This is a genomic window from Paenibacillus chibensis, from assembly GCF_004001045.1.
In the GTDB taxonomy this organism is placed as follows: domain Bacteria; phylum Bacillota; class Bacilli; order Paenibacillales; family Paenibacillaceae; genus Paenibacillus_AQ; species Paenibacillus_AQ chibensis.
Genome location: NZ_BIMK01000008.1, coordinates 35,903 through 47,508, shown reverse-complemented (window position 1 = coordinate 47,508; position 11,606 = coordinate 35,903). Strand labels below are relative to the sequence as shown.

Annotated in this window: 8 protein-coding genes and 1 tRNA gene; 7 read left to right on the top strand and 2 right to left on the bottom strand. The window is 51.9% G+C overall.

Features of this window, described 5'->3' with window-relative positions; translation table 11 throughout:
• The first annotated feature begins 37 nt into the window (after window positions 1-37).
• Window positions 38-117 (top strand) — tRNA-Leu (locus PCH05_RS08665).
• A 337-nt stretch (window positions 118-454) separates the two neighbouring features.
• On the opposite strand, the gene PCH05_RS08660 is transcribed toward PCH05_RS08665, so the two are convergent.
• Window positions 455-1,111, bottom strand: a complete 657-nt coding sequence (locus tag PCH05_RS08660) for a GntR family transcriptional regulator (RefSeq protein ID WP_127601978.1) — start codon at window positions 1,109-1,111, stop codon at window positions 455-457.
• A gap of 234 nt (window positions 1,112-1,345) precedes the next feature.
• On the opposite strand from PCH05_RS08660, the gene PCH05_RS08655 reads away from it, so the two are divergent.
• Entirely contained in the window at window positions 1,346-3,400 is a 2,055-nt protein-coding gene (locus PCH05_RS08655; protein ID WP_127601977.1) for an alpha-glucuronidase family glycosyl hydrolase, read from the top strand.
• A gap of 234 nt (window positions 3,401-3,634) precedes the next feature.
• Here PCH05_RS08655 and PCH05_RS08650 read toward each other — a convergent pair whose 3' ends face one another.
• Entirely contained in the window at window positions 3,635-4,510 is an 876-nt protein-coding gene (locus PCH05_RS08650; protein ID WP_127601976.1) for a helix-turn-helix transcriptional regulator, read from the bottom strand.
• A 327-nt stretch (window positions 4,511-4,837) separates the two neighbouring features.
• On the opposite strand from PCH05_RS08650, the gene PCH05_RS08645 reads away from it, so the two are divergent.
• From PCH05_RS08645 to PCH05_RS08625, 5 genes are all read left to right on the top strand, one after another.
• Complete coding sequence (locus tag PCH05_RS08645) at window positions 4,838-6,991, top strand: glycoside hydrolase family 3 C-terminal domain-containing protein (protein ID WP_246049420.1); 2,154 nt, start codon at window positions 4,838-4,840, stop codon at window positions 6,989-6,991.
• A gap of 93 nt (window positions 6,992-7,084) precedes the next feature.
• Entirely contained in the window at window positions 7,085-8,026 is a 942-nt protein-coding gene (locus PCH05_RS08640) for an ABC transporter permease (RefSeq protein ID WP_127601974.1), read from the top strand.
• A gap of 16 nt (window positions 8,027-8,042) precedes the next feature.
• Entirely contained in the window at window positions 8,043-8,915 is an 873-nt protein-coding gene (locus PCH05_RS08635; protein ID WP_127601973.1) for a carbohydrate ABC transporter permease, read from the top strand.
• Between the two features lie 116 nt (window positions 8,916-9,031).
• Window positions 9,032-10,696, top strand: a complete 1,665-nt coding sequence (locus PCH05_RS08630) for an ABC transporter substrate-binding protein (RefSeq protein ID WP_127601972.1) — start codon at window positions 9,032-9,034, stop codon at window positions 10,694-10,696.
• Between the two features lie 107 nt (window positions 10,697-10,803).
• Entirely contained in the window at window positions 10,804-11,598 is a 795-nt protein-coding gene (locus PCH05_RS08625; RefSeq protein WP_127601971.1) for a Nif3-like dinuclear metal center hexameric protein, read from the top strand.
• Window positions 11,599-11,606: the final 8 nt, after the last annotated feature.

The following is an 11,606-nucleotide window of genomic DNA, read 5'->3' as shown; positions in this document are numbered from 1 at the left end:
TCAGGAGTTCGAATCTCTTAGGGCGCGTTTTATTTAAGCCGGTGTGGCGGAATTGGCAGACGCGCGCGACTCAAAATCGTGAGGGAAACCGTGGGGGTTCGAGTCCCTTCACCGGCATATAGTAAACAGGGCATTGGATATTGTATCTAATGCGCTCAGAGTATTGAGAAAGCCGTTCCTTTTTTAAAGGTGCGGCTTTCTTTTTGATTGGTGCTGCGATCTTCTTCATGTTTTGCATGGCTGCGCTCATCTGAGCACACTTGCAAGCTCATAACAGACTCCTAACAACGTTTAATAAGAATCAGCTTGCGGATGCTTTTCATATGAGCCGGGCTACGTTTTACCGCCATTTATGACAAGCTGAGAGAATGGCTGTAAGTCCGGCCATCTTTTGGGACATAATAGAGGGTCGCGCTGCTCATAACCATGCTTGAACGGTTTGTGCGCATGAAGCCTATGATTGAATATATTCAGCGAAATTCTCCTGAAGGTACTTCGCATGGATATCTCCTCGCAAATGCTGCATGACCAAGCGATCGACGCTGTCCAGGTCGCGGTGTTCGATACAGTCAAGCAGTCGCCGATGCTCCTGCAGCAGCGCCTCCAGCTTGTCCCGCTTTAATAAGTGCAATCGGCGGTAGCGGATGTAATGCACATTGCACTGCTGAATCAGGTTCCACAAAAATTCCCTTCCCGTCAGCGTAAACAAGGTATGATGAAAAGCATCGTCCAGCTCGAGAAAGGCCTCATGCGCGTCATCCCGGTCCATGACCTGTTCCTGCAGCGCCACAATCCGGTTCAACTCTAAGGTTCCTTTTAAGGGCATCTGCAGCGCCAAGTCCTTGATCAACTCTTTCTCAAGCGTGCTCCGCAGGTAAATGATCTGCTCAACGGAGTCCAGATCGATGTAGGACACCAGGTTTCCTTTTTTGGGATAGACGTCGATATAATTTTCCAGCTCCAGCTGTTTCAGCACGTCCCTCAGCGGCGTGCGGGAAATTTCAAAGCGCTCCGACAACGCGGTTTCACTGAGAATGCTTCCCGGCTTCAGGACCAGCGTCAGGATGTCTCTTTTTAATTGCTGTAAGATTTCGGATTTTGGATTGGCCATAATCTACCTGCTTCCGTCAACAAGAGTTCCTCCTAGTATACAACAAAGGGCGGAGGAAGGGAATGAGGAAGGCATGGGAGGAATCATGGATTGCTGGAATACATGGTTGAGTATGAAAAAGAGCAATTGACACATCCTATGATGATGATTATGATTAAATCATTCTTGTATACAAGATGACGGCATGAGGCAGTCGCATAGGTTTCATGATATCTACGAGGGGAGAGGAATCGGGTGAAATCACTCGGATATCAAGCTTGGTTGGCAGAAGAAAAGTGGCATGACACGGAACGGATTGAAGCGCTGCGGCCATTGCTGGGGCAGATCACGGCAACGATAAATTCCGATCGAGGTCCGGGAAGAACGGCGATCGAAGAGCTGACGACAGCCATCAGCGCATTCACCGGCATTCGTCCGGAATTGTCGGTCAGAACGGGACCAGCACGGATTGTCCTGGGTTCGGCCGATACAGCGTCGTCCGTAGCCGACAAATTGAAAGCGCATCCGTTAAGCGAAGAAGGATATAATATCTGCTCGAGTACCGAGGACGGTCATCCGTATGCGGTGCTTTACGGCGGCGGCGAAAAAGGGCTGCTGTACGCTGTGTTCCATTTATTGCGTTTGCTCGGTACTTCAGCAGAGCTGGCCGACCTCAATGTGTCTCAATCGCCCCGGAACCGGCTGCGCATGATCAATCAATGGGACAATATGGACGGGAGCGTGGAGCGAGGGTATTCCGGAGGATCTATCTTTTACCGTGAGAACCGCGTGCTTCTTGAATCAGGCCGGATTCGAGATTATGCCAGGTTGTTGGCTTCGGTGGGCATCAACGCGATCTCGATCAATAACGTTAATGTGCACCGTGAGGAAACGAAGCTGATTACCGAAGCACTGCTGCCGGATGTGGCCAGACTTGCGGATGTTTTTGGACAATATGGTATCCGCCTGTTCCTCAGCGTGAATTATGCAGCCCCGATGGAACTCGGGGATCTTTCAACTGCAGATCCGCTCGATGAAGAAGTCCAAAAATGGTGGCGTGACAAAGCGGGTGAGATTTACCGCAGCATTCCCGATTTCGGAGGCTTTCTGGTCAAGGCGGATTCGGAGAACCGTCCTGGCCCGTTCACCTACGGCCGAGATCATGCCGACGGCGCCAATATGCTGGCGGATGCGCTAGCCCCCTATGGCGGCTTGGTGCTGTGGAGATGCTTCGTCTATGACTGCCATCAGGACTGGAGAGACCGTTCGACGGACCGGGCGAGAGCGGCCTATGATCATTTTCGTCCGCTGGATGGCCGATTCCGGGACAATGTCATTTTACAAATTAAAAACGGACCAATGGATTTTCAGGTGAGAGAGCCCGTGTCCCCCCTGTTCGGAGCCATGGAGCATACCAATCAGATGATGGAGTTCCAGATAGCCCAGGAATATACCGGACAACAGCGCGATGTATGCTTCCTCGTGCCGCAGTGGAAACAGGCGCTTGATTTCGATACAGGTTTGAAGGGACCGGGAAGCACCGTGAAACGAATCGCTTCTGGCGAGCTTCATCCTTACCTGCACAGCGGGGTCACCGGCGTATCGAATATTGGGGATGACGAGAACTGGACCGGTCATCATCTGGCCCAGGCCAATCTGTTCGGGTTCGGACGGCTCGCTTGGGACCCGGATTTAAGCGCCGAGGAGATCGCGCAGGAATGGAGCCGCCTCACGTTCGGAAACGAGGGAAAGGTTGCTGCGACGGTAAGGGAGATACTGCTGGAATCCTGGAGGATCTACGAGAGCTATACAGCCCCGCTCGGCGTTGGCTGGATGGTGCAGCCTCACTACCATTATGCCGTTGATGTGGACGGGTATGAGTATTCCAAGTGGGGCACGTATCACTTTGCCGACCGTAATGGAATCGGCGTGGACCGAACGATTTCCACAGGGACCGGGTACACCTCGCAATACGCATCTGCGAACCGGGAACGGTATGAGTCGCTGGCGAGCTGCCCCGATGAATTGTTGCTGTTTTTTCACCACGTTCCCTACACGCATGTGCTCCATTCAGGAAAAACGGTCATCCAGCATATCTATGATACCCATTTCGAAGGCGTGGAGAGAGTGGAGGCATGGATACGCCGCTGGCAGGAGCTGATCAGCGAGGTGGATTCCGAGCGCTTTGAACAAATCGCGGAACGGCTGGGCTGGCAATTGAACAATGCGAAGCAGTGGCGTGATGTCATCAACACGTATTTTTACCGCAAATCGGGCATACCGGATGCACAGGGCCGCTTTATTTATTGATGTATCCACCATAGGAGAGTGCTCGGCGTTGTCCATGCTGGTTGGAGAGGGAGGATGGCATGTGGATAAACGCACGCGGCTAATCAGAGCATGAACTAGCTGAACCTCTGCGAGGCAACGAGACACCTCTACACTGGGAGCACACGGGGTGCAAACTCAGGCTTATAATACAAAAAAGGACTGCTGTTAGGTAGAGTTTCGACTCTTGCCTGGACTGCAGTCTTTTTTTGTTTTTCAGGGATTCGTCCGGTGTATCCCTTCCAGGTTTTTAAACTGGCTCGGGGTACATTTTTTGTAGGATTTGAAGACTCGGTTAAAGGTGGCGAGACTGACGAAGCCCGATTTCATGGCGACCTCGGTAATGGTGATATTCGGATCCATCAGCAGCTTTTCTGCGTGCATGATTTTTCTCTTGTTGAGATAGGTGTAATACGAGGAGCCGGTAAACTGCTTGAACAACCGGATGAAATGAAATTTGCTGAAGCCCGCCCTCTCAGCGACATGATCGATGGTGATGTCTTCCGTGCAATGATCGTTAATGTAGGCGCAAATCTCCAGGAACATTTCGACATAAGCATGCTGCTTCCGGCTGCGGGTATTGGGAAAACGATTCTCTCCAAGCACGTAGTTGCGGCCGAGTTGGACAAAAAACTGAATCAGAAGGGAAAAGGCTGCCGCTTCCTTGAGCGGCTGATCACTAAAGTACTCATTCATGATCCGCAGAAGAAGGGCTTTCAAGCTGGCGTGCAAATCGTTATTTTCCCCGGACCTGATTACAATGCTGGAGCCAAGCAGGGACAAGCTGGAAGAAAAACCTTCCAGCTGGTAGAGCATCGCGCTGTCAAACTGCAGAATAATGCGTTTGCCGGAATCGGGTGCGAACAGCTCATGCAGCTCGCCGGGAGGGATGACGATAATGTCGCCGGGGTTCAGGACATGCCGTTCGCCAATGACGACGGCCGTATAAATATTTTCCAGAGGCATGATGACTTCCGCGGCCGGATGCCAGTGGATCGGGTAGTTCTCCGTTTCCTGGTTCAAGTAAAGCCGAACGCGAAAATGCGGACTGTATGACACGGTTTCACGTGTGCCTTCGAGAATCTCAATCATATCGGTAACCGCCTTTCTTAGAATTCAGAAATAGCAATAATTGATCAGTGGAACGCAAAAATCAAGCAGTAAGAAAATTCAAAATCATTATAATTAATGTATAAATGAAAGCGATTACGCAAGGAAATACAAATTGTAACCGTATTCATTCTGGGGTTTCTGATGGATCTCCGTCTGACTCCGCTTGGAATCGGTAAATGGATTATACCATATGTTGCTGTTTTAAAGCGTGACAATGTACAAAGAAAATTCCATAAGCACCAAAAAATGAAGTATAAGCATCCTCAGTAGAAAAACATAAGCAGAAAGTGAGAGTGGATGTAAATCATGCCTCATATGACGAAAAACTCCGACAAAATCAAGCATTACAAAGAAAGAGCCCAACAATTGGTCGGGAAAATGACGTTGAAGGAAAAGGTATATCAGATGCTTCATGCGGCACCGGCGATCGAACGACTGAACATTCAAGCGTACAACTGGTGGAATGAAGGGCTTCATGGTGTGGCAAGGGCCGGAACGGCAACGATATTTCCCCAGGCAATCGGCCTGGCGGCGACGTTTGACGAAGAACTGCTTGAAGAGGTAGCCGATGCGGTTTCAACGGAAGCCCGAGCCAAATTCAATATGCAGCAGCAATTTGGAGATACAGATATTTATAAAGGATTGACCATGTGGGCGCCCAATGTGAACATTTTTCGCGATCCGCGCTGGGGCCGGGGGCATGAAACCTATGGTGAGGATCCTTTTCTAACCTCCCGTCTTGCCGTCAGGTTCATCAAAGGGCTTCAAGGCGACGATGAGGACTATCTGAAGGTCGCAGCCTGCGCCAAGCATTTTGCGGTCCACTCGGGTCCGGAGGATCAGCGTCACCGCTTCAACGCCGTTGTGTCAAATCAGGATCTCCATGAGACGTACCTGCCGGCATTCCGGGCATGCGTTCAGGAAGCCGATGTGGAGGCCGTCATGGGAGCCTATAACCGGACCAACGACGAGCCCTGCTGCGGGAGCGAACTGCTTCTCGAACAAATTCTTCGCGGCGAATGGGGATTTGACGGACATGTGGTGTCCGACTGCTGGGCGATCCGGGATTTTCATGAGCAGCACAAGGTAACGGCAAACGAGGTCGAATCGGTAGCGCTGGCCGTAAACCGGGGTTGTGACCTGAACTGCGGCAGCCTGTTTGTTTTCCTTCTGGAGGCTGTAGAGCAGGGGCTGGTCACGGAAGCGAAGATTGATCAGGCGGTCATCCGGCTGTTCACCACCCGTATGAAGCTGGGATTGTTCGATGAGCCGGAAAAGGTTCCGTATTCCGCTATCAGCTACCTCGAGACAGATTCTGCGCGGGTGCGCGAGTTGAATCTGAAGGCTGCGCGGGAATGCCTCGTTTTACTGAAAAACGACGGGCTGCTGCCTCTTGATCCGAACAAGCTGAAAACGGTGGGCGTCATCGGTCCCAATGCTAACAACCGGCGGGCACTGGTAGGCAATTATGAAGGCACGGCATCCCGTTATGTTACGGTCGTTGAAGGCATCCAGGATTATCTGGGTGACGATGTGCGGGTGCTTTATTCCGAAGGCTGTCATTTGTTCAAAGACAGAGTGAGCCCGCTCGCCCAAGCGAATGATCGGATCTCGGAAGCGAAAGCGGTATGCGCGGAAAGCGATGTCGTCATTCTATGCCTTGGGCTGGATGCCGGGCTGGAAGGCGAGGAGGGGGACACCGGCAATCCGTTCGTGAGCGGCGACAAAGAGGACCTGCGTCTACCGGGCTTGCAGGAAGAGCTGCTCCAGGTCGTTCAAGAGAGCGGCAAGCCGGTCGTGCTCGTGCTGTTGTCCGGGAGCGCATTGGCCGTTGAATACGCGGACCGGAACGTCTCCGCCATTCTTCAAGGATGGTACCCTGGCGCCCAAGGCGGCCGAGCGATCGCCGAAGCCGTTTTCGGGGAGTTCTCGCCGGAGGGGAAATTGCCGGTAACCTTCTACCGCACGACGGAGGAGCTGCCTGATTTCACCGATTATTCAATGAAGAACCGGACCTACCGCTATATGGACAATGAAGCTCTTTATCCATTTGGTTTCGGGCTTAGCTATTCCGATTTCACGGTGGATTCCATCCGCCTGAGCAGCGACAAGATTACGGAGAACGGCATTCGGGTGACGGCACGCATTGAGAACAAGGGCGAATGGGCCGGCGGCGAGGTGCTCCAGGTTTATGTCAAAGCGAACCGTGAAGGGACGCCTCATCCGCAGCTGAAGGCCTTCCGTAAGGTGCATCTTAAACCGCAAGAGGCAGCTCAAGTGGAGCTTGTCCTTCCGAAGGAAGCTTTCGCCTTGTGCGATGAAAACGGGGTGTCCAAGGTGGAAACGGGCGAGTATACCTTGTATATCGGCACTTCCCAACCGGACCGCCGAAGCGTGGAATTATCCGGTAAAGAGCCTGCAGTGTTCAAATTGGTCGCGGATACCGTGAGCCACGCGTAAATGGGCCGTGCCTAAACGGATAAACAGGATAGGTCAAAGTTGAGCCGGATCTATGGCAGCGGACGCAAACGATAGACAAGGAGGTGATGGATCATGCTTGGCATGGTCCGAAAACGTACGAAAGCAAGAGAGAACGACACGCTCCTGCAGCATGTGAGGAAGGAGTGGGTACTGTATTCTTTTTTGATCATCCCGGTCGCCTATTTTCTGATCTTTAAATATGCCCCCATGCTTGGAAACATCATTGCATTTCGCAAATATGTCGGAGGCCCCAATTTCCTGGGGACGGAGTGGGTCGGATTCAAATATTTTCAAATGTTCATGAAGGATCCGACCTTTTGGAGAGCTTTTCGGAACAACCTTTCTCTCAGCATATTCTATCTGCTCTTCCGTTTTCCGCTGACCCTGATTTTTGCACTGCTGCTTAACGAGCTGAAAAATATAGGGATCAAAAAGTTCGTGCAGACCGTTTCTTATCTGCCCCACTTCATCTCCACGGTCATCGTCGCGGGAATGGTGAAAGAGATCCTCTCCCTAAACGGACCGGTCAACACGCTGCTGCAGCATCTGGGACTTACGAAGCTCGCTTTCATATCCCTGCCGCAATGGTTTCCGACCATCTACATTTCGTCTGGCATCTGGCAGGCGCTTGGCTGGGGAACGATCCTGTATCTGGCGGCCATGACCGGCATCAATACAGAACTGTACGAAGCGGCCAAAATCGACGGCGCGAGCCGCTTGCGACTGGCTTGGCATGTAACGATACCGGGCATCCTGCCGACCATCATGACCCTGCTCATTCTCGACATCGGAAGCATTCTGGGGTCGAACTTCGAGAAAATTCTCTTGCTCTATAATCCTTTGACTTATGAGACGGGAGATGTCATTTCCACCTATGTGTACCGAATCGGGATCAACGGAGGCAGCTTCAGCTATGCCACTGCCGTAGGATTATTCGAAGGCATCATCGGCCTCATTCTGGTGACGATTGCCAACTACGTATCCCGCAAAACCACCAAATCCAGTCTATGGTAGAAAGGAGAAGATACCCGTGAAAACTCAAGCTTCCTACCGGGTATTCCAGGTACTGAACGGATTCGTCATGCTGCTAGTGGTAGCCATCACGCTGTATCCGTTTCTCTACCTGGTCTCCCAGTCTTTCAGTTCCGAGGCTGCCATTTATGCCGGTAAGGTCACGATATTCCCGATTGATTTTACGGCTCAGACTTACAAGCTTCTGTTGAGTAAGCCGGATTTCTTCCGCTATTACGGCAACACGGTTCTATATTCGGTGCTCGGGACGTTCATTTCCGTGCTCGGCACGGCGGTGCTGGCCTACCCGCTCTCCAAGGAAAAGCTCCGTCTGAACAAATTTTTCATCCCGTTCGTGCTGTTTACGATGTACTTCGGCGGCGGTCTGATTCCTAACTATGTGCTCGTGGCCAAAACGCTGCATATGCGCGACACCATGTGGGCGATTATTATTCCCGGAGCGATCAGTGCGTTTAACGTCATTTTGGTAAAAACGTTTTTTGCGAACATTCCGTGTGAGATTGAGGAGGCAGCCAAGGTTGACGGGCTGGGCGTTTACGGCATTTTTACCCGAATCGTCCTGCCTTTGTCCAAACCGATCATGGCGACGATGGTGTTATTTTGTATCGTGGGCATTTGGAACAACTGGTTCGGCCCGTCCTTGTTCCTGCAATCCAAGGAAAAATGGCCGATCGCACTGTACCTGCGGCAGATCATCGATAATGCGGTGAGCCCGACTGAGGTCGGAGCCAGTTCGGAAGCGTCCAGCCAAATCGCGGCAACGATCAAATCGACGGCCATGGTTCTGACTTCTCTGCCGATCATCTGCATCTATCCGTTTGTGCAAAAATACTTCGTGCAGGGGATGATGATCGGTTCGGTCAAAGGCTAGTACAAGTGGGTATAGCCGGATGTTCCCGCTCCCTTTCGACAGAGAGGGACGATAGCGACGGGGCTGTCCGTTCTATATAGAAGCTTTGCCATCTTAATAAAGCGTGGGAGGTCATTATGAAAACGATCAATAAAATGTTTCGGGGGATGCTGGCGTTGATGCTGGTGGCTGCCGTGACCGCGTGCTCGAATTCCGATAAAGACAGCAGCAGCGCGCCGGATCCATCGTCTTCAGGCACTGATACGCCGGCAAAAGAAGATTACACTTACGGGGTCGATAAAACGTTCCATTCGGAAACACCGGTGACGTATTCGATGATGTACAGCGACAACGAAGCCTATCCGTACAAAGCCGATTGGCGCTTATGGAGCGCGCTCGAGGAAAAAACAAACGTGAAATTCAAGCTTTCGATTACGGCACGCACGGAGTACGACAATCAGAAAGCGCTGGTCATCAATTCCGGTGACGCTCCTTACATCATCCCGAAAACGTATGACGAAAGTCCGTTCGTCGCCGGCGGCCAGATCGTGCCGATCAGCGATTGGGTGCAGTACATGCCGAATTATATGGATGTCGTGAAAAAATGGAATATGGAAGATGATCTGAAACAAAAAATGCAGGCAGACGGCAAGTATTATGTGCTCCCGGGCATGTGGGAAGGCGCAGCCGGCGGATATTCCTACGTCATCCGCAAGGACGTATTCAAGGCGGCCGGCGTTGACGTGGATAACGAAGGGAACTGGACTTACGACGACTTCTACGAAGCGCTGAAAAAAGTGAAAGCGTATACGGGAGCGAAATACGTCTGGTCCGACCAGTACGAAGGCAAATCGACGCTCAACATTGCCGCGGCGGAATTCGGAGTGACCGGCGGTTGGGGGCAAGCGAACGGCATCAAATTCGACGAAGACAAAAAGGAGTTCTATTTTGCGGATAGTACGGAGGATTACAAAGCCTATGTGAGTTATTTCAACAAGCTGATCAAGGATGGTCTGCTCGATCCGGAATCTTTTACACAGAACGATGAGACAGCACGAGCCAAGTTTTATAAAGGCGATTCTTACGTCATCAACGGTAACTATCAGTTCCTGGCCGAAGCGAAAACGAAAATGCAGGTCAAGGACAGCGATCTGTATATGATCGTGCAGCCAGGCGGTCCGAAAGGCAAACTTCAGGTGGAAAACTCCCGTCTGGAAAACGGCGTGATGATCAGCGAAAACGCGCTGAAAGAGCTGGGTAAGGACGGATTCATCAAAATGCTGCGTTTTATCGACTGGCTCTGGTACTCGGACGAAGGTCAAACCTTCGCGCTTTGGGGCAATGAGGGAGAGAACTATACGAAGGATGGCGACGGCAATATCGTCCTGAACAAGGACATTACCTATAACGGTGTGAACGCGGATACCGGAACGAAGCAGCTCAACGTCGATCTCGGATTCGCCAACGGAAACATCGCTTACGGCGGTTCGAACAAGCTGAGAATGTCGAAGATGACGGATGGCGAGAAGGATTATATCTCCCGGATTAACCAATTCCGCGAGCCGCGCAAGGTTGCACCGCCGATCATGGGCAACCACGACGAGTCCGAAGAGATGAACCTGATCGTCAAACCGCTTATGGACTATGTCAGCACCATGACGCTCAAATTCATTACAGGGCAGGAAAACATCGATTCCTCCTGGGACAGTTATGTGGCGCAGGTGAAAGCGAACGGTGCAGACCGTTACGTACAAATGTCCAACGACATTTTCGGCAAGACGAAAAATCTGCTGGGCTACTAACCATTGCGGTACTGGCATGAAGAGGGACCTGGACATCCTTGGATGTTCAGGACCTTTTTGCTTGCTATTGGGAGCTGAGTATCCATGATGGGGAAGAGGGGGAAGTCATGACAACGACAGTACAAATGATCATGGATGAGCTGATTGAACCTGTCGGCACACTCGGGCAGACGGTCGACACCTTGAAGTATGGTCATCCGTCAATGGAGGTTACCGGCATTGTCACGGCCTTCATGCCAACCCGGCGGGTGATCGAGCAAGCGCTGGCGAAGAAGGCAAACCTGGTCATAGCGCATGAAGGCTTGTTTTTTTCGCATCAGGATGCCGAAACGGAGGGCGGCGAGAATCGGATCGCTCAGGCGAAGCAGCGGTGGATCGAAGCGTCGAACGTCGCGGTTTTCCGCTTTCATGACTACTGGCATCGTTACATGCCGGATGGCATCACGGCGGGCTTGATCCGGGAGTTGGCCTGGGAGCCTTATGTCAGCGCCCATCAACCTGCTGCTTCGCTTCTCGACATCCCTCCTACATCACTCAGGGACGTTGCGGCCCATGTCAAAGAGAGGCTGGATATTCCTCATATCCGGATCATTGGGGACCTGGATATGAACTGTACCCGCATCGGCTTGTTGGCAGGATATCGAGGCGGCGGACCGCTGGCGATTCCTTTATTCGAACAGGAGCATGCAGAGCTGGTGATCTATGGCGAAGGGCCCGAGTGGGAGACGCCGGAGTATGTCAGAGAGGCTATTCGTCAGGGAAAACGAAAGGCGCTGATGGTGCTGGGGCATGCAGAGAGCGAAGAACCGGGCATGAAAGCACTGGCGATCCGACTGGCGGCCCTGTTCCCGGATATTCCCGTTCACTACATCAAGGAAAGTCCGCTGTTTCAGACGATTTAAGAGGAGGG

Excerpts from the sequence above, each read along its gene's own strand:
- PCH05_RS08630 (WP_127601972.1), top strand. The coding sequence starts at position 9,032 with ATGAAAACGATCAATAAAATGTTTCGGGGGATGCTGGCGTTGATGCTG.
- PCH05_RS08640 (WP_127601974.1), top strand. The coding sequence starts at position 7,085 with ATGCTTGGCATGGTCCGAAAACGTACGAAAGCAAGAGAGAACGACACG.
- PCH05_RS08650 (WP_127601976.1), bottom strand. The coding sequence starts at position 4,510 with ATGATTGAGATTCTCGAAGGCACACGTGAAACCGTGTCATACAGTCCG.
- PCH05_RS08660 (WP_127601978.1), bottom strand. The coding sequence starts at position 1,111 with ATGGCCAATCCAAAATCCGAAATCTTACAGCAATTAAAAAGAGACATC.
- PCH05_RS08645 (WP_246049420.1), top strand. The coding sequence starts at position 4,838 with ATGCCTCATATGACGAAAAACTCCGACAAAATCAAGCATTACAAAGAA.
- PCH05_RS08625 (WP_127601971.1), top strand. The coding sequence starts at position 10,804 with ATGACAACGACAGTACAAATGATCATGGATGAGCTGATTGAACCTGTC.